At 44.2% G+C, this 21,303-nt stretch carries 22 protein-coding genes; 7 read left to right on the top strand and 15 right to left on the bottom strand.

The window, feature by feature from the left end:
* Positions 1-15: 15 nt before the first annotated feature.
* The 7 genes from maeN to maeL form a co-directional block, all read right to left on the bottom strand.
* Positions 16-1,362, bottom strand: coding sequence for a sodium/malate symporter MaeN (maeN, locus tag H7F27_RS05245; RefSeq protein ID WP_185848676.1), 1,347 nt, complete (start codon positions 1,360-1,362; stop codon positions 16-18).
* Between the two features lie 153 nt (positions 1,363-1,515).
* Positions 1,516-2,475 carry a guanosine ABC transporter permease NupQ gene (gene nupQ / locus H7F27_RS05250; RefSeq protein ID WP_185848677.1) on the bottom strand — a complete coding sequence of 320 codons (960 nt, stop codon included), beginning with the start codon at positions 2,473-2,475 and terminating at the stop codon, positions 1,516-1,518.
* Complete coding sequence (locus H7F27_RS05255) at positions 2,476-3,522, bottom strand: ABC transporter permease (protein WP_185848678.1); 1,047 nt, start codon at positions 3,520-3,522, stop codon at positions 2,476-2,478.
* Positions 3,515-5,047 (bottom strand): guanosine ABC transporter ATP-binding protein NupO, encoded by a 1,533-nt coding sequence (nupO, locus tag H7F27_RS05260; RefSeq protein ID WP_185848679.1) that lies wholly within the window; start codon positions 5,045-5,047, stop codon positions 3,515-3,517. Before nupO ends, H7F27_RS05255 begins: the two co-directional genes overlap by 8 nt.
* Positions 5,048-5,179: 132 nt before the next feature.
* A complete protein-coding gene (gene nupN / locus H7F27_RS05265) occupies positions 5,180-6,259 on the bottom strand; it encodes a guanosine ABC transporter substrate-binding protein NupN (protein ID WP_024122666.1) in 1,080 nt (359 codons plus the stop codon).
* 471 nt (positions 6,260-6,730) lie between these two features.
* Positions 6,731-7,438, bottom strand: a complete 708-nt coding sequence (gene maeM, locus H7F27_RS05270; protein WP_024122665.1) for a two-component system response regulator MaeM — start codon at positions 7,436-7,438, stop codon at positions 6,731-6,733.
* Complete coding sequence (maeL, locus tag H7F27_RS05275) at positions 7,431-9,032, bottom strand: two-component system sensor histidine kinase MaeL (RefSeq protein WP_024122664.1); 1,602 nt, start codon at positions 9,030-9,032, stop codon at positions 7,431-7,433. Before maeL ends, maeM begins: the two co-directional genes overlap by 8 nt.
* Before the next feature lie 177 nt (positions 9,033-9,209).
* Between maeL and H7F27_RS05280 the strand changes: the two genes are divergently transcribed.
* Positions 9,210-9,767, top strand: a complete 558-nt coding sequence (locus H7F27_RS05280) for a YufK family protein (protein ID WP_095713969.1) — start codon at positions 9,210-9,212, stop codon at positions 9,765-9,767.
* A 17-nt stretch (positions 9,768-9,784) separates the two neighbouring features.
* Here the strand turns inward: H7F27_RS05280 and H7F27_RS05285 are convergent, their stop codons facing one another.
* The 3 genes from H7F27_RS05285 to H7F27_RS05295 form a co-directional block, all read right to left on the bottom strand.
* Positions 9,785-10,198: a thiol-disulfide oxidoreductase DCC family protein gene (locus H7F27_RS05285; protein ID WP_024122662.1), complete on the bottom strand. Its 414-nt coding sequence runs from the start codon at positions 10,196-10,198 to the stop codon at positions 9,785-9,787.
* A 20-nt stretch (positions 10,199-10,218) separates the two neighbouring features.
* Positions 10,219-12,093 (bottom strand): transglycosylase domain-containing protein, encoded by a 1,875-nt coding sequence (locus H7F27_RS05290; RefSeq protein ID WP_024122661.1) that lies wholly within the window; start codon positions 12,091-12,093, stop codon positions 10,219-10,221.
* Positions 12,094-12,185: 92 nt separating this feature from the next.
* Positions 12,186-13,394: a multidrug efflux MFS transporter gene (locus H7F27_RS05295; RefSeq protein WP_221899242.1), complete on the bottom strand. Its 1,209-nt coding sequence runs from the start codon at positions 13,392-13,394 to the stop codon at positions 12,186-12,188.
* Here H7F27_RS05295 and H7F27_RS20800 point away from each other — a divergent pair.
* Together H7F27_RS20800 and kapD are read left to right on the top strand one after the other, a co-directional pair.
* Entirely contained in the window at positions 13,297-13,500 is a 204-nt protein-coding gene (locus H7F27_RS20800; RefSeq protein WP_044160312.1) for a hypothetical protein, read from the top strand. The genes H7F27_RS05295 and H7F27_RS20800 overlap by 98 nt on opposite strands.
* A gap of 119 nt (positions 13,501-13,619) precedes the next feature.
* Positions 13,620-14,195: a 3'-5' exonuclease KapD gene (kapD, locus tag H7F27_RS05300; protein WP_233403574.1), complete on the top strand. Its 576-nt coding sequence runs from the start codon at positions 13,620-13,622 to the stop codon at positions 14,193-14,195.
* A gap of 26 nt (positions 14,196-14,221) precedes the next feature.
* On the opposite strand, the gene H7F27_RS05305 is transcribed toward kapD, so the two are convergent.
* From H7F27_RS05305 to H7F27_RS05315, 3 genes are all read right to left on the bottom strand, one after another.
* Positions 14,222-14,608 carry a kinase-associated lipoprotein KapB gene (locus H7F27_RS05305; RefSeq protein ID WP_185848680.1) on the bottom strand — a complete coding sequence of 129 codons (387 nt, stop codon included), beginning with the start codon at positions 14,606-14,608 and terminating at the stop codon, positions 14,222-14,224.
* A 45-nt stretch (positions 14,609-14,653) separates the two neighbouring features.
* A complete protein-coding gene (locus H7F27_RS05310) occupies positions 14,654-15,940 on the bottom strand; it encodes a sensor histidine kinase (protein ID WP_185848681.1) in 1,287 nt (428 codons plus the stop codon).
* 125 nt (positions 15,941-16,065) lie between these two features.
* The gene (locus tag H7F27_RS05315) at positions 16,066-17,229 is read right to left on the bottom strand and encodes a MalY/PatB family protein (protein ID WP_185848682.1); all 1,164 of its coding nucleotides are present in this window, start codon (positions 17,227-17,229) and stop codon (positions 16,066-16,068) included.
* 87 nt (positions 17,230-17,316) lie between these two features.
* On the opposite strand from H7F27_RS05315, the gene H7F27_RS05320 reads away from it, so the two are divergent.
* Complete coding sequence (locus tag H7F27_RS05320) at positions 17,317-17,577, top strand: YugE family protein (RefSeq protein ID WP_024122655.1); 261 nt, start codon at positions 17,317-17,319, stop codon at positions 17,575-17,577.
* 26 nt (positions 17,578-17,603) lie between these two features.
* Here H7F27_RS05320 and H7F27_RS05325 read toward each other — a convergent pair whose 3' ends face one another.
* Positions 17,604-18,428, bottom strand: a complete 825-nt coding sequence (locus H7F27_RS05325) for an alpha/beta fold hydrolase (protein WP_101860034.1) — start codon at positions 18,426-18,428, stop codon at positions 17,604-17,606.
* Between the two features lie 149 nt (positions 18,429-18,577).
* On the opposite strand from H7F27_RS05325, the gene H7F27_RS05330 reads away from it, so the two are divergent.
* The 3 genes from H7F27_RS05330 (at position 18,578) to yugI (ending at position 20,834) form a co-directional block, all read left to right on the top strand.
* On the top strand, positions 18,578-19,078 hold the full coding sequence (locus H7F27_RS05330) for an Lrp/AsnC family transcriptional regulator (protein WP_024122653.1): 501 nt from the start codon (positions 18,578-18,580) through the stop codon (positions 19,076-19,078).
* Entirely contained in the window at positions 19,079-20,239 is a 1,161-nt protein-coding gene (locus H7F27_RS05335; protein WP_024122652.1) for an aminotransferase, read from the top strand.
* A gap of 202 nt (positions 20,240-20,441) precedes the next feature.
* On the top strand, positions 20,442-20,834 hold the full coding sequence (gene yugI / locus H7F27_RS05340) for a S1 domain-containing post-transcriptional regulator GSP13 (RefSeq protein WP_019259312.1): 393 nt from the start codon (positions 20,442-20,444) through the stop codon (positions 20,832-20,834).
* Positions 20,835-20,880: 46 nt separating this feature from the next.
* Here yugI and H7F27_RS05345 read toward each other — a convergent pair whose 3' ends face one another.
* Complete coding sequence (locus H7F27_RS05345) at positions 20,881-21,117, bottom strand: DUF378 domain-containing protein (RefSeq protein ID WP_003220771.1); 237 nt, start codon at positions 21,115-21,117, stop codon at positions 20,881-20,883.
* Between the last annotated feature and the right edge of the window lie 186 nt (positions 21,118-21,303).

Raw genomic sequence — 21,303 nt, forward strand, 5'->3', positions numbered from 1 at the left:
GAACTCTTTTTCTGATTATGAAGTGAAAAAACGAAGTAAAATCGTCGCGCAAATGACAGTTCCAGCTCCGCCAAGACGTGTAGAAATTTGGGCGAATGGCATAAGGCCCATTCTTCCTGAAGCGGACAAAATGGCGACATCTCCCGTTCCGCCGAGACCGCTGTGACAGCAGGTAACGATTGCGGATTCAACAGGGTACATGTTCATCAGCTTGCCTACAAAATATCCGGAAGAAATCATGGCAACGACAACTGAAATACAAATGATGACAAACGGAATAGAAATCACAGACGCCACGTCATCTAAAGGGATAAAGAGAATCCCGAGGCCTACCATAAGCGGCCATGTAAAGCTTGATGAAATAAACTTATAAAGCTGGTACGCGCCATCCTCCATTTTTTTCGGAAGGATATTTGCATATTTGATTGCAGCTGCTGAAATAATCATTAAAATAGCGCCCGGGACGAAGATAAATTTCTCCAGTAAACCGCCGAAAATAAAGAACGTACAAGCGAGCAGGACTCCGGCTCCCATCAGTTTAAAGTCAATTTTAGCTTCAGCCTCTTTTTGATTGAAAATATCGTTCGCTTTCTTAGATTTAACGAGACGCCCATTGCCGTTTAGGTCAGGACGTTTTTCGCCCAGTTTTTTCATTAAAGCAGCACAGATAATAGCAAAAACGTTTCCAATGATAGCGGCAGGAACCAGCTGCGACACATACACATCAGCGGAAGACCCCAATATTTGCGAATAAGCAATCGAGAGCGGCAAAATTCCTTCACCTATTCCCCCGGCAATAATCGGCACAACGACAAAGAAAAAGGAATCATAGGCACTGTAGCCGAAGATGAATCCGACGAGCACGCCGGCCGCAACCGCCGCAATTGTGCCCGCTACTAAAGGAACGAACATTCTGATGAATCCCTGTATTAAAACAGTTCTGTTCATTCCAAGAATGCTTCCTACAACAAGACAAGCGATATAGAAATAAAGAAAGTTAGATGTTTTCATTAAATTGGTTACAGCATCTAATGATGATGGATTCAACACATTATAAAAAACTAAAAAAGATGGCACAAACAAAGATAAAATAGCAGGACCGCCAATATCCTTTAAAATCGGAATCCGCTGGCCGATATCGCCAAGAAAGACACCTAAAATCATAATGATGGCAAACCCGCCCAGCATGTTTGCAGGCAGCTCGTTGTAATAGGCCGCAAGAATAATAATGACAGCTAATGCTGTATATAATGGGAGAGGAATCACGCCGATTTCCCAAGTCCATATTTTCTTAAACAGGCTTTTCTCCTGTGTGTCTTTGTGCTCAGGTAAAACTTCCTCTGTTTTGTGAATTGCTCCCATTGTCATACACCCCCATGTATTGTTTGTTACAGTCTACAAGAAAGCGCTAACAAAGGATATTTTTTTAAGTTAAATAATTAATAAACAACTAAATTAATTGGGTATTTTGGAGCAGAAAAAATCCCTGAGAAGCCGCTTCCCAGGGAGATGTGGTTACCGTTTTCCTTTGATATAAGGCACACCATTTGCTTTTGGCGCATCTGCGCGTCCGATAAAGCCGGTTAAGGCGAGAATGGTTAATACGTAAGGGGCAATCAGCATATATACATTCGGTATGTCCTTAAAAAGAGGGAGCAGTGAGCCGATAATGCTTAAGCTTTGCGCGAATCCGAAAAACAGGGCAGCGCCGAGTGCGCCGATCGGATGCCATTTTCCGAATACAAGGGCGGCGAGTGCGATAAAGCCTTGCCCGGAAATGGTAGAGTGCGTAAAGTCGAGGGCAATCGTTGACGCATATACGCCGCCCCCGAGGCCGCCGAACAATCCGCTGATCATCACGCCGATATAGCGCATTTTGTAAACATTGATCCCCATAGTATCGGCTGCCATCGGATGTTCTCCGACGGAACGAATACGGAGGCCGAACGGGGTTTTAAACAAGATAAACCACGAAATAAAGGCCAGGACAATTGCGAGAATAGACGTATAATAGACATCTGAAAAGAAGATTTTTCCCAATACGGGGATGTCGCTCAAGCCGGCAATACTTGTTTTATAAAAAGGCTCGGGAATTTTGTCAGTTTGCGCTTTTCCGTAAATCAGCTTTACGATAAATAAAGTAGCCCCAAGCGCCAGCATATTAATGGCGACGCCGCTGACTGTCTGATCAGCGCGAAACGATATCGCCGCTGCCGCATGAATCAGTGAAAACAGCGCGCCGGCTGCCATAGCGGCAATGAGCGAAAGCCAAGGTGCTGCGGCTCCCAATTCAGGGCCTAAAAATAAATTGAATAAAACACTGGTGAATGCTCCGATAATCATAAGGCCTTCAAGGCCGATATTGACGACGCCTGATCTCTCGGAAAATACGCCGCCGAGAGCGGTTAAAATAAGCGGGGCTGCGTATACGAGTGTGGCAGGGACAATGATTGATACAATCTGCAGAAAGTCCACTTAGTTCGCCCCCTTTTTCTTCAATTTATCCGCGACAAAACGAATGGCATAGCTTGAAGCAACAAACAGAATGATAATGGCAATCACAATATCGACAACCTCAGAAGGTACGCCTGATTCAATTGGCATATTTAATGCCCCGATTTTGAGGCCGCCAAGCAAAGCTGCCGCAAGCACAACACCGACCGCAGTGTTCCCGCCCAGAAGAGCGACGGCAATACCGTCAAAGCCGACGCCGGTAAATGCGCCTTTGACAGCTGCGTATTCAAACGTTCCCAGACCTTCCATGGCACCTGCAAGGCCTGCAAAAGCTCCTGAAATGAGCATGGAGGTCATAATATTCTTCCGCACGCTCATACCGGCGTACTGGGACGCATGCTGGTTGAATCCGACTGCCCGAAGCTCAAAGCCTTTTGTTGTTTTGTTAATCATAAACCACATAACAACAGCTGCGAGAAGGGCGATGACGATCCCCCAGTGAAGCCTTGAATAATCCGTAATCTGCTCAAGAAACGGCGAGCGCAGTGAGGCCGATTCGTGAATTTTTTCCGTCTTATCCTGATTGTCTGTCAGGACTTTTGAAATCAAATAATTGGTCATATGCAGCGCGATATAATTCATCATAATGGTGACAATGACCTCATGAACATAGAACCGTGCTTTTAAAAAGCCGGGAATAAATCCCCATAAACCGCCTGCTGCAGCCGCTATGATCAGTGCAAGCGGCATATGAATATATGCCGGTCCGTCAAACGCCGTTCCGACCCAAACGGCAGCTGTCCAGCCCACTAGCAGCTGTCCCTCTACCCCGATATTGAAAAGCCCGGTTCGGAACGCGAAAGCAACAGCTAATCCGGATAAAATATAAGGTGTAATCTGCCGGACGGTTTCCCCGATGTAATAGATTTCTCCAAATATCCCATTCCATAAAGCGGAATAGCCGCTGATCACACTGTATCCGCTCGCAAGCATAATAAGTGCGCCGGCCAGCAAGCCAAGCATGATTGCAATGAGCGGCACGAGTAAGTGAGAGAGTCGTTTAACCATTTGCTTTCCCCGCTTCCTTTTGCGTGCTTCCCGCCATCAAGAGGCCGAGCTCTTGCTCAGTCGTATCCTGCGGATTGACGCTGGATATGATGCAGCCTTCAAAAATGACAGCGATTCTGTCACTGAGATTCATGATTTCATCCAGCTCAAACGATAGAAGAAGAACGGCTTTTCCGGCATCACGCTGTTCAATGAGTTTTTTATGGACAAATTCAATCGCTCCGACATCAAGGCCGCGAGTCGGCTGGGCGGCGATTAACAAGTCAGGATTTCGGTCAATTTCCCTTCCGATTATTGCTTTTTGCTGGTTTCCGCCTGACAATGCCCGCGCGTGTGTATATTCATCGGGGGTTCTGACATCGTACTCGCTGATCAGGCTGCGTGCTTTCTTATACATTTCGCCTTTATGTAAAACACCGAATGCTGAATAAGGCTTTTTGTAATAGCTTTGGAGCACGATATTCTCACCGATCGGAAAATCCAAAACGAGGCCGTGTTTATGGCGGTCCTGTGGAATATGCCCGATTCCGGATTCCGTTACTTTTCTCGGCGTCAGGTTTTGTATCTGTTTTCCGTTTAAGGAAATGGTTCCAGACTCCGTTTTTCGGAGTCCTGTAATCGCTTCTATCAGCTCTGACTGTCCGTTTCCGTCAACGCCGGCTATGCCGACAATTTCTCCCGCATTGACAGAAAGCGATAAATTCCTTACAGCTTCTACTCCGCGAGTATCTTTTACAGTGATTCTGTCAATCGCCAGCACTTCAGATCCCGGCTGAGCCGCTTTTTTTTCTGTTTTGAACGATACCTCGCGGCCGACCATCAGACTGGCGAGCTCGTCTTGATTTGTATCCCGGACATCCAGTGATTTGATGCCTTTTCCTTTGCGGATAATGGTAACGCGGTCACAAACCTCCATGATTTCTTTCAGTTTATGGGTAATTAAAATAATTGATTTTCCCTCATTGACGAGGTTCTTCATGATTTGAATGAGCTCTTTGATTTCATGAGGCGTCAGCACAGCTGTCGGTTCATCAAAAATCAGAATGTCAGCCCCGCGGTAGAGGGTTTTTAAAATTTCTGCACGCTGCTGCATGCCGACGGATATGTCAGCTACTTTTGCCTCGGGATTAATTTGAAGTCCGTATCGGTCGGAAATGTCCTGAACCTCTCGGACAGCCCGTTTTCGGTCAATCCGCCCGAGCTTTTTCGGCTCCTTCCCGAGAATAATGTTTTCAGCAACTGTAAATGTATCGACAAGCATAAAATGCTGATGCACCATGCCGATTCCGAGATCATTCGCTTTGTTCGGGCTGTTGATGTGCACCTTCTCACCGCGGACCCGAATTTCCCCCTTTTCTGGCTGATACAGCCCGAAAAGGACGTTCATCAAAGTTGATTTGCCCGCTCCGTTTTCACCGAGCAGCGCGTGGATTTCGCCTTTTTTGACCTGAAGATTAATGTTGTCATTTGCGACGATACCGGGAAACTCCTTGCGTATATTGAGCATTTCAATGACATATTCCACAGAATTGACCGCTCCTTTTTTCAAGATGCTTTTAAATAAGAGACTGGCAATAGAAAAGCCGCAAGGACATGTGCAGCTTTGCTCTGAAAGAAAAACAAGGGATAAGGGCTCTTCTCCTTATCCCCGCGATTCTTATTCAGCTTTGAAATTTTTCAGCTCTTTCTCTGTTCCCGGAACTTCTAATCCGTCGATGATTTTTTTCTTCCAATCATCAACTGCTTTGATTACATCATCCGATAGGTTTTGTTTAGAGGAAGAAATGCCGACTCCGTCTTGATCAAGTCCGTATGTAAGCGTTTCTCCGCCGGGGAATTTGCCTTCGCTTGCTTTCTTCGTTAAATCTTCAACTGCTGTATCAACCTTTTTGACCATGGAAGTAAGGGTGACGTTATCGTCTGTTCCTTCTACTTGGCCTTCTGCGTATTGATCTTTATCGACTCCGATCACCCAAACATCACGCTTCGGGTCTTCTTTTTTCAAGTTCTTGGCTTCTGTAAAGACACCTGTGCCGGTGGCGCCTGCGGAGTGGTAAATCACATCAACGCCTGACTTATACATGCTCTCGGCGGTTGCTTTTCCAACGTCCGCTTTATCGAATCCGCCCGCATACTTCACCTGGACAGTTGCGTCAGGTTTTACGGCCTGAACCCCTGCACGGAAGCCGACTTCGAATTTTTTGATTAACTCGGATTCCATGCCGCCCACAAATCCGATTTTTCCTGATTTGCTTGTTAAAGCTGCGGCCACTCCGACGAGAAATGAGCCTTCCTGCTCTTTAAACGTAATGCTTGCGACGTTGTCTTTATCGACGACTGCGTCAATAATCGCAAAGTTTGTATTTTTGCGCTGATCGGCGATTTCACTGATTGAATCTTCCATCAAATAACCAACGCCATAGATCAAGTCGAAATTCTCACGCGCTAATTTATTTAAGTTTGTTGTATAATCTGCATCTGATTTAGATTGCAGGTAGTCGTATCCGTTTTTTCCTTTTTCCAGGCCATTATCTTTACCGAAGGCTTGGATGCCTTCCCATGCTGATTGGTTAAAAGATTTGTCATCAACCCCGCCAATGTCGGTGACCATCGCCACACTGAATTTGTTTTTGCCCTCACTGTTTCCGCTGCTTTTTTCGCTGTTTCCGCATGCGCCTAAAATGGTGCCCGCTGCGATTACAAGTGACATCGCCAATCCGATTTTGCGTTTATTCAAGATATAACCCCCCAGAAAAATTTGGCCTAAGCTGATCCGGTCAGTCATGAGATGGGATGCCTCACTCAATTCTTAGAATCGATAAAATTTTCAGATAATAACAATTAGAATGAGCTGAGACAGTTCTGATCTTCCCTTAGTAAGTGTGGCGTGAATGTTTCCTTCGAAAGGCGGGGAAGAGAAGGATGCGGAAGGTGTTCCGGGCGGAAAACCGTGACATCTCTTTCTGAAGTGTGACTTATGACTTAGTCTAGGGATCAACTAACCACTCATAATTTATCATTTTACTTACAAGAAATAAATAGAATTACGCATTATTTTTTAAAAAATAAGTATTTTTAGAATTATATACTCAAATATACAAAAAAGTCCTTTATTATTCTTGTATAGCTTATTGGCGAAAGGTTCAAGCACCTTGGCAAGAGATGTGACAGAAAAAAACGCACTGCTCGACATGAACAGTGCGTTTTTTTATAAATATTGCTTAATTCCGTTAAGGTTGCCTGTATTGACATTGTACTGAAACACTGGTCTTCCGATCGTTCCGTACGCCATTTCGACATTCAGAACCTGTATATCCTCAAGAAATTTTAAGTATTTTCGGATGGATACTTGAGATATTTCAGTATGATTTGCCAGGTCTTCTGTCGTAAAGGACTCGTTTTCAAAGGATTGAATGCTGGACCAAATCAGCTTCAGCGTGCTTTTTGTCAGCCCTTTTGGCAGGTGCACTTTTTCTGTCGCTTCCTTCTTATGAAACAGTTCCGCGTCCAATTCTTTTTGGCTCATGTTTCGATGGGTGGAATACACTTTTTGTTTTCGTCTGTAATCAGAAAGGGCAGTCTGAAAACGTTCAAATTCAAACGGTTTGATTAAGTAATCCACAGCTCCGTAACGAAGTGTTTTTTTGATGACGTCCAGCTCGCTTGCCGCAGAGATGACAATCACGTCAACCGCTTCATTTTGGGCTCTCAATTCCGTCAGCAGCTCAAGCCCGTTTTTGCCCGGCATATAAATATCAAGCAAAATGAGATCGATGTGATGCTCTCCTAAAATATGCAGAGCGCTTTGAAAGGAAGAGGCGATTCCTTTCAGCTGAAAGCCTTCTATTTGGCTTAAATATCGTTTATTTAATTCACCCACCATGGGGTCATCTTCAACTATTAGTACATTAATCATGGTTTTCCTCCTTCGGTTCGTACGGGATGCGAAGACTGAATGTGGTTCCTTCATTTTTTTCGCTGGTGATAATCATTTGGCCCTTTAAATTCTCCATGCTTTGCTGGGTGAAATAAAGGCCGAATCCCCGGTTTTTGCCCTTTGTTGAATAGCCTTGTTCGAATACCTTGACTTGGTCTTCTTCGGACATGCCGGCTCCTGTATCGGTAATTTCGATGTCCAATATCTTGTCATGAAAACGCATGGACATCGTGATTTGTTTTTTCGGCATATTGGCAACAGCGTCCAAGGCGTTGTTGATGAGATTCCCGATAATCGTAATCAGTTCATGAATGACTGAAGGATCTGCTGCGTTTGGAATAACCCCGCTGCATTCAATATCGAGATTTGCGCCCTGCTCTCGTATGTAGCTCTGTTTTCCCAACAGAAATCCGGCCAGCACGGAGCTTTTAACATCATTTATGATTTCACTCGTTTCTGATTTTTGCTGAATGGCAATATCTTTAATATAATCTCCAAGATCGTCATACTCTTTCAGCTGGACGAGACCTAGTATCACATGCAGTTTGTTCATAAATTCATGAGACTGCGCTCTCAGTGCGTTTGCATACATTTTAACACCGGAAAGCTGTTCAGCTAAATGTTTTACCTCGGTTTTGTCCCGGAATGTCGCAATCGCTCCGACGGTTTGTCCTTTTAGCTGGATGGGCACTTCATTAAATACAAGCTCTAATCCGTTAATGCGCACGTCTCTGTCTTGAAGAGGTTTTCGGGTCTCAATGACATTTTTCAGACGGCTCTTCGGCAGGATGTCATTGACATCCTGATCGACGGGATTTGTTTCTATGCCCATTTTAATGAAAAGGCGCTTTGCTTCGGCATTGGCAAGCTTGATTTTACCGTGTTCATCGACAGCGAGTATGCCTTCTTTCGTTGATTCAAGCATGGCGCTCCGTTCTTGAAGAAGTGTCGCGATTTCATACGGTTCAAGTCCGTACATGATATTTTTCACCGTGCGTGCGACGATAACAGCTCCGATGACGCCGACGAATATACTGACGCAAATAATAAAATAGAGCGGCCGTAAGCTGTGGCTGATGACTTCGTCAATTTCATTCACTGTGATGCCGACCGCAACGGCTCCGACTTGTTTTCCATTCTTGGCGTAGACAGGCACGAACGCTCTCTGCGATTTCCCAAGCGTGCCTGAGGCAGTGCTGATATGGACATGTCCTTTTAATACTTCGGCTTCATCCCCGCCCCTGAATTTTTTTCCGATTTTGCTGTGGTCCGGATGGGTTCTGCGAATGCCGTTCATATCCATGACAACGACAAATTCTGTGCCGGTAATTTTCTGGACGTCCAGCGTGTAGCTGAGCAGTTCCTTCTGGTTTTTTCCGCTCTCCAAAGCGGAGGCGGTAATCGGTGCGTCGGCAACCATTTCAGCCGTTTGCAGCGCTGTGTCTCTTTCCTGATCACGTATCCTTTTAGAGGTTTGGGCACCGACGGTAAAAAAGGTGATGAGCAGTGCGATTAACACGACGATACAGACAAATATGGTGAGTCTGGTTTGCAGTTTTAATGTTTTTTTCATATAAAACTTCCTTACGTTTTATGATTCCTGCGTACTACTTTACTCTCAAAATGCCGCTTTGTGAAGATTTGGGACCGTAATTCGTAAAAAGGAGAAAAAATGGAATAATTTATCTTGTCAATGTGTTTTAAGTCCTCCATAATAAATGAGGTAGATTACAGAAAGGGACTTTTTTATATGAAAAATACTTATTTGACAGGATACTTTCCGCTGATTGCGATCCTGCTTTTTAGTTCGTCTTTATCCATTTCAACTTCACTCTATGCATTGAAGATGCTGTCTTCATTTGGAATGTACGATGGGATGCTCGATTACTTCTCAGAGAAAGGAATCAGACTTGCGTTATTTGCGGCCTTTGCACTTTTATATTTTATGGTTCTGTCCGCTCTGAAATTAATTGCAAATACCGTGACTGAGCTGTCACTGCTGTTTTTCGCAAATGATCCGGAAGGAAAAAACCTGAAAACAGTCAGAATGGGCTCTATCATATATTTAGGCGGCGGGATCTTATCCTTTGTGCTATTGCAAAATGTCATCTGGATTGTGATCTGGTTTGCAGTTGTTACACTTGCTTACTTTGTGTTCGTTGTTTACCGGATTTATTCAACACTTTCTATCATGTCATTGGTCGGATTCATTCTGTTGGAACTGCTGTTTTGGTTTACATTTGTTATCGGTATTCTGTTCATATTTATCAAGCTTTATAATAGCATAATGGCTAGCTTACCTGTGTAAGCTAGCCATTTTTTCGTTTATGGTAAAAATCTATTTTTTATAGAAGGGGAGGGGAGCATACATTCATTTTTTTTGCCGAACCACTTATAGCGGTTTTTGGCAATAAAAGAATAGAGTATATCTCTGACAGGTTTCGGCACTGCAAAAAACAGGACGAAGAGCCGCCATGGGCCCCGCAGATGCCTGAAAACCTTTATGGCTGCAGTTGACTTAGTGTAAACCTGGCCGTCTTCAATAAAGACAAAGCTGTCAAAATGCTCAGTCGGAAGCCCGCTTTTTTTCAGCAGGCTCTGTCCTGTTTCCGATTGAAGCGATGCAAATGAAATCAAACCGTTTGGATCACGCTTTATGATAAATTGAACGGCACCGTTGCATAAGTTGCACACACCGTCAAACAGCAATACGCGATTTGGAATTTGTTTTGATGTCACTGCAGATCCCCTCCGATTCTTTAATAAGCTGCCTGCAGCGTTCCTTTCCAGATGGAAAGCTGAGGGCTGATACTGTGAAGGTATTCAACGCTGCTCGGTGTATCTTTTCCGACCCAGACACCCATTGTGTACGTATCTGTCAGGCCGACGAACCACATATCATGATAATCATTTGAGGTTCCCGTTTTACCGCCGATATAAGGCGCTTTGAAATATGCTTTTTTCCCTGTCCCGCTTTTGACAACGGAAGACATCAGTTTTTTCAGCTGCATGTTTGTGCGGACGCTGAATATCTGTGTCGCTTTGTCATTCCATTTATAAATCGTTTTTCCTTTTAAATCCGTCACTTTTGTAATCGCGTGGCTCGGCGAGTAGCTTCCGCTGTTGCCGAATGTTGTATACGCCTTTGTCATCTCAAGAGGCGTCATGCCGTGTGTAAATCCGCCAAGCGCCGCCGGCAGAAGATAGTCGCTGTTGACAAGCTTTGAAAAATGATACGGCTCAATATAGCTGAATGCTTTTTGGATGCCAACACGGTCCAGCATTCTGATGGCCGGTGTATTATACGAGTTTTTAAACGCTGTATCGAGCGTTACTGTGCCGTATGTGCGGTTATTGTAGTTTTGCGGACAGTAGTCCCTGCTGCAAAATTTGCCGGCATCAATTGTGCTGCTTGCCGTCGCACCTGTCTGTTCAATATAAGGTCCGTAATCGAGAAGCGGCTTAATGGATGATCCTGGCTGTCTGTATGCTTGGTAGGCACGGTTAAAATCATACTTATGATAGTTTTTGCCGCCGGATAGAGCGACAACTTGATGCGTCTGGTGATTAATCACAGCCGCTCCGCCCTGTACGCCCGCATACGGAAGCTTCGAATTCATTTGTGCCACGACTTGATTTTGCATGTACGGATCAAGTGCGGTATAAATTTTTACGCCGTCTTTCAGAAGTGTGCTGACTCTGGCGGACAGCTCGTTTTCTATCTTGTCTTTTTGTTTTCCTGACGCTTTTTGAAGACGCTTATCAAAGCCTTCAGATTCAGACACTAGTTGAGTGAATTCATCATTTACGTAGGAAACGTAGTCCGGATATTTGTCTTCTTTCTCTTCGACATCCAGTTTGATTTTTTGTTTTACGGCTTTTTTCAGCTCTTTGTCCGTAATGACTCCGGCATTTTTTAACCCTTTAAGCAAGCGTTCTTGACGGCTTTTCGTGTAGTCAAAATGCTTGAGAGGATCATATAATGTAGGGTTATTAGGTATAGCGCAAATAAAAGCCATTTCTCCCAGTGTGAGAGATTTCAGCGGTTTGCTGAAATAGAATTCAGCAGCTGATCCGACGCCATAAACGCCGTTATTAAAATAAATCGTATTTAGGTAGGCTTCAAGAATCTCATTTTTCGTATACTTTTTCTCAAGCTGATAGGAGTACGCGAGCTCAGTCAGTTTGCGGCTGAAGGAGCGCTCGTGGCTCAAATACAAGTTTCTTGTAAGCTGCTGTGTGATGGTGCTGGCCCCCTGGTCAATCTTTTTGTCCTTCACGTTGGAAGCGGCCGCCCGCACCATCCCCATAAAGTCAAAGCCTTTATGTTCGTAAAAATGGCGGTCCTCGGAAGTTAAAAATATCTGTTTGACTTCTTCGGGAATCTTCTTGAAGGGAACCAGCACACGGTTCTCATCATCGCTGACGATTTCCGAGACCAGAGATCCGTCCCTGTCGTACATGTAGCTGTTCTGAACAAGGCTGATCTCTTTCAAATCAATATTCTTATCAAGCACCTGATCCAGGGACTTCATTTGTTTTACTTCTTTTCCGGAAGCGATAACTGTAAATGCAAACAATGGGATTATGCAAAGGAGCAAAATCCATCCGATAATTTTTCGTAACATGGTCACTCTCTTTTCTCCTAAATTCTAGCCATATCGTACCATTCTTTTGAGTTTACGAGAAGGTTAAATTTAGAAGACTCCTCAATTTTTGCTGAGAATCAGCTTGCTTTGGCATACGATTCTTTTTGGAATTTCTTCATGATCCAAAGCAGGCAGGCACCTGCGAAAAAGAGAAATGCTGTGACATAAAAGGCTGCAGATATATTGAAGTGACTCGATATAATACCGCCGAGAAGAGGTCCGAGAACGTTTCCTAAAAAGCGAAAGCTGACATTGTAGCCGAGGACCTCTCCCTGGATGGAGCCGGGAGCATGAACGCGGATTGCCGCTGTGATGCATGGCAGAAGGCCGCCCATCGCCATCCCGAATAAAAACCTGAAAACAAGCAGCACACTGAATGAAGAAGCGAGTGCCTGCGGAATAAAAAATAAAGAGGCGGCGATTAAAAGCCCGATTAAGATGCGGCGGTGGCCGTAGCGGTCTCCTAAATCTCCCCATTTTCTTGCCAGCAGCAAACTGCCGAGTCCGGTTGCCGAAAATGCCATGCCGGAGAAAAAGGCCAGATTGTCAGATCCGTGCAGCTCGTTTACATATAAAGCGAGCAACGGCTGGATACTGAAATTTCCTGTTTGAATCAGCATGGTTAAAAGCATCATGACCCAAAGCGCGGGCTGGTGAAAAATATAGGAGAGCACTTCTTTTCTCGTATAAGACTGACGTTTATTTATCTTCTCTGTGAGCGGCTGTTCTTTGACCCCGAATAACACGAGAAGAACGGCTGAGAAAATCACAAAGGATGTGATAAAAAAGGTATACGTAAAGCCGAAGTGGTCAGCAAGAACGCCTCCCAAAAGCGGGCCGAACAAGCTTCCGGACACTTGCCCCATTTGGAGCGTGCCAAGCGTTTTGCCGGCTGAGCTTTTAGGCGTCTGCGCGGAAATCATTGCAAGGGATGTCGGGATAAATCCGGTTACAAGCCCCATTGCCATACGCAGAAAAAACAATTGATAAACCGACGTGACAAAGCCCATTAATAAAATGCTGACGGCAATGCCGGTTCCGGTTGTCAAAAGGATTTTCTTGTAACCGCGTTTGTCTCCGAACCGCCCCCAGAATGGGGATACCAAAAAAGCCATTAAAAATGTAATGCCGAACACATAACCGCTCCACCTTTGCACAAAGCCGTTGGAAAAGGTGCTGAGCGTCTCAATATACAAGGAGAGAAAAGGGACGATCATCGTTGTGCTGGCTGATACAAAGAAATTCGCCAGCCACACAATGACAAAGTTTTTCTTGCGGATAGAAATAACATCACCTTCTTATTATTTCGGGTTCCTTACTAATTATAAAGAAACAGTGCACCATTTAAAAGAAACAATGCGGCTGGGAAAATTCATTATTTTTAGAAAATGAAGAAATGAAGAGAAGGAGACTTGATATACTATAAAGATAGCATTCTTCTGATCGGAGGAAAGGCAGGTGTAAAAATAGTGGAGGCAGGCAACTTACTCATTATTGATTTCGAATTTACGATGCCCGAAGGAAAATACAGTCCGCAAAATTTTTTTCCGGAAATCATTGAAGCAGGAATTGTAAAGTCGGTTAATGGTGAAGTAGTTGAGACGTTTTCGAGTTATATCAGGCCGAAAAAATTCCCCAAGCTGACGAAACGCTGCAGATCATTTTTAAACATTACGCAAAACCAGGTAGATGAGGGGATGAGGTTCGAGGACTTTATCCGTAAATTAAATGAGCTTGATCCTGAAAAAAATTGCACGATCATCACATGGGGAAACATGGATATGAAAGTGCTGAAGCAAAATTGTATGTTTAACCATATTCCTTTCCCTTTTAAAGGGGAGATGAGAGATTTATCGCTTGAATATAAAAACTTTTTTGGAGACCGGACACTGACCGGCTTGTGGAAGGCCGCGGAAGAGTACGGAGATAAAGGAACCGGCACCCATCATAAGGCGCTTGACGATGCTCTTACAGCCTATAAGCTTTTTAAGCTTGTCGAGCAGGATAAGCAGTATCTTGAAAAACCAAAACCGCCGACAATCGGCGAGAGGATTGATTTATCTGAACTGTTCCGGCGCGCCACATAAAAAACCCAATCTTTTGTCAGACTGGGTTATGGCCGAGTGAAGTATTCTTTTTCTAAAACGTCCAGATTATTCAGGGAGCGCTTTGCCCATTCTGAATCATCTCCGTCCAGTTTGGCTCTCAGCTGTGCAACCGCTTCCCGCAAAGACTCGTTATAATCCGGCACTTCACTGTCATAGGGCTTCACCATATGATGAGGGATATTGGTCTGTTCGCCGAAAGCGAGCGCTCTTCTCTCATGGAAAAACGGCACATCTGCCTGTTTTGGATTGTGAAGGTCTCCTTGAGCGGGATGGGTAAGAACCGCCTTGATTTTGACTAAATAATGCTGCGGTCTGCAATCTGTTATTTCTCCTATGTATACACCTGTTTTGTAAAACCCTTTTACGATAGAGCCTTTCTCAAATGTACTCATCTGTTATCACCTCGCATTCATTCTATAAAAGTTCCAATTGATTTGCTAGTGAGGAAGGTCGGCAGGGAGCTTGATCGTCACAATGGTTCCTCTTTGAAAGCTGCTGCTGAACGAAATGGTTCCGTGATGGTGTTCAATGATGGAAAACGTCACAGTCAGTCCAAGTCCCGTTCCGTTCGTTTTTAAAGAGTAATAAGGTTCACCCAGCTTCTGCATTTGGTGATCCGTCATGCCGACACCGTTATCTGAGATTTTGATTACGATCATATGGCCGCTTCTTTTGGCTGAAACTTGGATGACCCCTTTACCCGGGGGAACGGCTTCAATGCTGTTTTTCATGAGGTTGATCACAGCCTGCTTCAGCTTTGTTGCATCCCCGTATACCAAAAGGTCCGGCTCGGCGTCCGCCTCTACTGTCACAGATTTGTAATTGGCATACGAAATCATGAGGGAGCTCGTCTCTCTGATAAGAGAAGATAAATCAAAAATCTCTTTTTCATATAATTGCTGTTTAGCGATATCAAGATAATTTGTAATAATGCCCTGAGCCCGGTCAAGCTCTGACAGCACAAGCTTTTTATAATCCGCACTGGATTTGTTTTGAAAGGATTCATCATTAAAAAGCAGCTGGACAAATCCCCGGACAACTGTCAGCGGATTTCTAACTTCATGAGCCACACTTGCCGCAAGTTCACTCACAATCTCCATTTTTTCCGAATGAATAAGCTGGGAACGCAGGGCGATATTTTCTGCGATGCTTTCTATAATATAAATGCTTAAAAGAAGAACGATGCAGCGGAACAAACCCGATACAGCTGCCTCATAATATAAGGATTCTGAATTTTGAAGATTTAAAATATTCACGGCGGAAAAAACCAAGATGGAGGCGAAAAATAAGAAGATCTCCAAGCAACCGATGAATAAAGACAGCAGCAGTTTTCTCGCTTTGGACATGAATGGCCACTTTTTTTGAAGCAAAATTGGGATGATGATATGAAAAGGCAGCAAAGTAAAAACAAAAATGGCGGAAGGCTCAAAAAACAGCAGTTCAAAACATAAGACGGATGCGGCGACTGTTAGCCCGGAAGCAGTGTTTATGTAAAATAAACAAATGATGACAGGAATGATTTGAAGACCGTATTGGATGTAGTCCATTTCCTGTATAGGGAAGATAATGCATAAAACGGAGGCGCCGCATGCAAATAACGTGACCAATCCGTTGTTGATTTTTGGTACAAGGATTGACGGTTTTCCAAGCCAAAACACTTGGTAAAGAAGAATGGGAAACAAAATAAAGCAAATATGCAGGAGATAGTCTTTTAGAATTTCCATTCGAGTGAAATCCTTTCGTATAAAATATGAATCTATTATAACACTTATCATTAGAAGTAAAATACAAAATTTCTTTATAAAGAACGCCTTTACGATTGATGCGTAAAGGCGTTTGTGACGAATATTTACTCCAACGCTGTTTTTATTCGGCGCAGTCCGTCCTGCAAGGTTGCCAGAGGGCATCCTGCATTCAAACGCATAAATCCTTCTCCGCCAGGGCCGTATTTCGTGCCGGGCTCCAAAATAATTTTCCCTTTGTGCAGCATCTTTTGCTGCAGCTCTGCATCGGACAGGCCGTATGCGCGGAAATCGAGCCAGATCAGGTAAGACGCATCAGGCTTCATCATCTTGACGTTCGGGAGCTCGCTGGTCAAAAAGACTGCCGCCTCATCCATATTTTTCTCAAGATATGAAATCAGTTCATCAAGCCACGGCCCGCCTTTTGAGTAAGCCGCTTCGATTGCGCTCACGGCAAACGCGTTTAATCCGCCTAAACCGTTTCGCTGCAGGCTTGCTGAAAATTTGGCGCGCTTCAGCCGGTCTGGAATAATGATTGCTGACGCCTGCAAACCCGCGATGTTAAACGTTTTGCTCGGTGCTGCGCAAGTCACAGAAATCTCAGCGAAATCGTCAGAAAGAGAGGCAAACGGTGTATGGGTATTTCCGTAGAGCATCAAATCGGAATGAATTTCATCTGAAACGACTGTAACGCCGTGTTCCAGGCATAATTCGCCGAGCTTCAGCAAATCTTCCCGGCCCCAGGCACGCCCTGAAGGGTTATGCGGATTGCATAAAATAAACATTTTGACGCTCGGATCACTGATTTTTGTCTCCAAATCTTCAAAATCCATTACATATGTTCCGCCTTTTTCTTTAAGCGGATTATGTAAAATACGCCGGCCGTTTTTCTCAATCATATGGTAAAAAGGCGTGTAAACAGGGGATTGGACAATCACTTGATCCTTTGGTTCTGTAAAAGCCTGAACCGCCATGCCTAAAGCTGTGACAACACCGGGACTGAATGTAATGCTTTCCGGGTTCACCTTCCAGCTGTGCCGGTTATGCATCCATGCACACACTGCATCTTTTGTTTTCTGATCTGGAGCTGTATATCCGAAAATCCCTTGTTCTAGGCGCTGTTTTAATGCTTCTGTTATGGCTTCCGGCGCACGAAAATCCATATCCGCCACCCACATCGGGAGTGCGTCTGTCACGCCGAACAATTCGCCTGCCTTGTCCCATTTGACGGATTGGGTGCCGAGGCGCTGTTCTTGTTTATCAAAATTCATTCTGTTCCACCTCTTATGTATGTTTATTTTTCTTAGCGTAACTATGATAAAATAGATCTGCAAATTTTATTATAAGCGGTGATGAAAATGGAAGAAAGTCAAGCGGTCAGGGAAATGATCAATGTCATTGCCAAATGGGACCCGTTTAAATATGGTGAAGATTTTTATGAAACGGAGGCTGTTGATGTCGTACAGGCCGTCTATGATGAAGACGATCCTGAAGTGTTAGCGAAAAGCATACAGCATATTTTCGAAGCTTCTTTTGAACAAACACTTCCGATCGACAGCTGCCGGAATGTGGCTGGCCAGCTGCTGTTCATTAAAGACAGCAGCTCTTGCACGCCTTGAAAAAACCGGTATACAAACCGGTTTTTTTATTCTGTGATAAATTCTGCAATTCGTTCGGAAACGAATTCAGGCCGTTCTTCCGGCACCAAATGCCCTGTTTCCCGCAATGAATACAGTTTGGAATCCGGCAGGTCACGGTGCAGGCGTTCGCCGATTTTCAACGGAACCACCTTGTCCTCCTCGCCCCAAATCAATAAAGCGGGTTTGTTGATTTTTTTCAATTCCTCAGACTGTAAATCTCCTTCTCTGTGCCGGATGAACCTTGTCATAGCTTTGAAAATCTGTTCATCTTGAAAAGGTTTGCCGTAGCCGTCAATCATCGCCTCGTCAATCAGCGATTTGTTGTGAACGACATTTAATAAGTTTTTCATCACGCCTTCTTTGGAAAGCCAGCGTTTGATATAAAGATGAAAATATGGGAGGTGAGTCCCGAAGATAATCGTCGGGTGCGAGCGTTTTAAATAACCTGAACTGCAAAGAAGCACAATCTTCGAGAAGAGCTCAGGCTTTAATAGAGCAGCCGACAGCGATATCTGTCCTCCCATCGAATGCCCGACAAGCGCCGCCTGTTTGACTTGCAAGTGCTCCAGGAGTCCGATGATAAGCATGGCGAGGTTTTGATAGGTATATATAAATGTCCTTGATTTTTCTGATTGGCCGAAAGGAGGCAAATCGAGCGCGATGATGTCATACTGGTCCCGAAGCAAGGGGATTAATTTTCTGAAGCTGAAAGCAGAAGATAAAAAACCGTGTACGCAGACAATTGTTTGTTTGCCTGGATTTTGATAGTGCTCATAATATACATTTACTCCTCCGACTTTAACACGCCTTATTGGTGTAACCGCCTCCATTTTGCCGTCACTCCCTTCATAGGATGTCCTGTATTATGCCCTGAAATTGTAAGTTCTAGCGGAAGTTTCTCCTCGTTTTTTCTTAGCATTCGTCAAAAAACGTGATATAATGTCATGAGATTTCTTGACATTGCAAAGGTGTGAATTGAATGAAATTGACCGAGAAAGAAACAGAAATATTAGAAATTTTAGACGAAAACAGCCGCGCTGATCTAGAAACAATCGCAAAGATGGCCGGTATCCCTGTAAATGAAGTAAAAGCGATCATTGACAAATTGGAAAAAGAAAAGGTTATCATCGATTATTCCGCTATGATCGACTGGCGGAAGGTGGACGGCCATGAAGGCGTGACAGCCATGATTGATGTGAAAGTCACTCCGAAGCGCGGAGTCGGTTTTGACGAAGTGGCGGAGCGGATTTACCGATTCCAGGAGGTAGAATCAGTCTACCTGATGTCAGGCGTATACGACCTGTCTGTCGTGATCCGCGGCAATTCAATGTCTGACGTTGCGCGTTTCGTATCTGATAAACTGTCAACTCTTGATTCAGTTGTGTCTACGACAACACATTTTATCCTGAAAAAATACAAGCATGACGGCAAAGTATTTGAAACGGGAGACGACGACAAAAGAATCGTGGTGTCACCGTAAATGACTTCTTATTTATCCGATTATGTACAACAAATAAAACCATCCGGCATCCGCAGATTCTTTGATTTGGCGGCAACGATGGAAGGGGTTATTTCTTTAGGAGTCGGAGAACCTGACTTTGTAACGGCTTGGAATGTCCGTGAAGCAAGCATTCTTTCCCTTGAACAAGGGTATACGTCATATACCGCTAATGCAGGTTTATACTCATTGCGGGAGGAAATCAGCCGTTATGTCAGCAGCCGGTTTGGTCTTACATACTCTCCTGACGATGAACTGATAGTGACGGTAGGGGCGAGTCAGGCTTTGGATATTGCGATCCGCGCCATTGTAAATCCCGGTGAGGAAGTGATTATTCCTGAGCCGTGTTTTGTGGCGTATGAATCGCTTGTGTCTTTGACAGGCGGCGTCCCTGTTCATGTCCATACGACGGCTGATAAAGGTTTTAAAGCAACTGCTGAGGATTTTGAAGCGGCAGTGACCGAAAAAACAAAGGCCATTCTCATTTGTTCGCCTTCGAATCCGACCGGCTCGGTTTACTCAAAGAAAGAGTTACATGAAATTGCTGAGTTTGCCAAAACACATGATTTGATCGTACTGAGCGACGAGATTTACGCGGAACTGACATACGATGAGGAATTTACAAGCATAGCAGCATTCCCGGGGATGAAAGAGCGGACGGTTGTCATTTCGGGATTTTCAAAGGCGTTTGCCATGACAGGCTGGAGACTCGGTTTTGCCGCGGCGCCTTCAGAAATTCGCAACGCGATGCTTAAAATCCACCAGTATGCGATGATGTGCGCGCCTGCAATGGCGCAATATGCAGCGCTTGAAGGATTAAAAAACGGAATAGAAGACGTAGAAAAGATGAAAAAGAGCTACCGAAGAAGACGTAATTTGTTTGTCGAAACGCTAAATGAAATCGGTCTCAGCTGCCACCATCCGAGCGGTGCTTTCTATGCTTTCCCATCCATCAAAAGCACTGGGATGAGCTCAGAACAGTTTGCCGAGGAGCTCCTGATGCAGGAAAAAGTAGCCGTTGTTCCCGGTAATGTGTTTGGGCCGAGCGGAGAAGGATATATCCGCTGTTCGTATGCGACATCAATTGAACAGCTGCAAGAAGCATTGGTCAGAATGAAGCGCTTCTTACACAAAACAACATAAAAAAAGATACGAACCTTTTGTTCGCATCCAATAAAAGGGGGAATACTAGAAAGCCTTTGGTATTTGCAGTATGCCCTCTTTTTGATATGCTTAAACCTGATATCATATTAAAAAAAGTTTCCTTTGCGGAAATGAGACATGTATGATATAATTTTAAATTGCGTATAAACAGATATTTAATTTAACTTAGGAGTTGTTATGAATGGCAGCAAAATTTGAAGTGGGCAGTGTTTACACTGGTAAAGTTACAGGATTACAAGCGTATGGTGCGTTTGTTGCATTAGATGAAGAAACTCAAGGTTTAGTACACATTTCTGAAGTGACTCACGGTTTCGTAAAAGACATCAACGAGCACCTTTCAGTTGGCGACGAAGTACAAGTAAAAGTACTTGCTGTTGATGAAGAAAAAGGAAAAATCAGCCTTTCTATTCGTGCGACACAAGCTGCGCCTGAGAAAAAAGAAAGCAAACCAAGAAAACCTAAAGCTGCGCAAGTAAGCGAAGAAGCTTCTGCACCACAAGGTTTCAACACATTAAAAGATAAGCTTGAAGAGTGGATTGAAATGTCCAACCGTAAAGACCTTATCAAAAAATAAGCATGAAAAAAGCACCGGACAGGAATGTTCGGTGCTTTTTTTTATCCTATCGCATTTCAGGATTTGCTGCCTCTTCACGTGATCTTTCCTCGTTTGGTTTAAACAGCAGACCGAGGTTGATTAAGCCGGCGATTCCGACAAGACCGTAAATAATACGGGAAAGAGCTGACCCTTGGCCGCCGAAGATGGCCGCTACTAAATCAAATTGGAAAAATCCGATCAGTCCCCAGTTAATAGCGCCAATGATCGTTAATACAAGGCAAATTCTCTGAATTGTACTCATGTTTTGCAACCTCCTCCATGAATTATTAAAACAGTTATAGATTGTGACAAATTGGAGAATCTATACATGCATTCTCCATATTGAGAGTAGCTGGACGAAACGGCCCAAACTCAGCTTGTATCTGTTCCTTTCCCAGCATCTTGCAAATGAAAACTGCCCGATACGCTGAAAACGGAAAGAGCTGAT

Source organism: Bacillus sp. PAMC26543 (genome assembly GCF_014250375.1).
In the GTDB taxonomy this organism is placed as follows: Bacteria; Bacillota; Bacilli; order Bacillales; family Bacillaceae; genus Bacillus; species Bacillus halotolerans.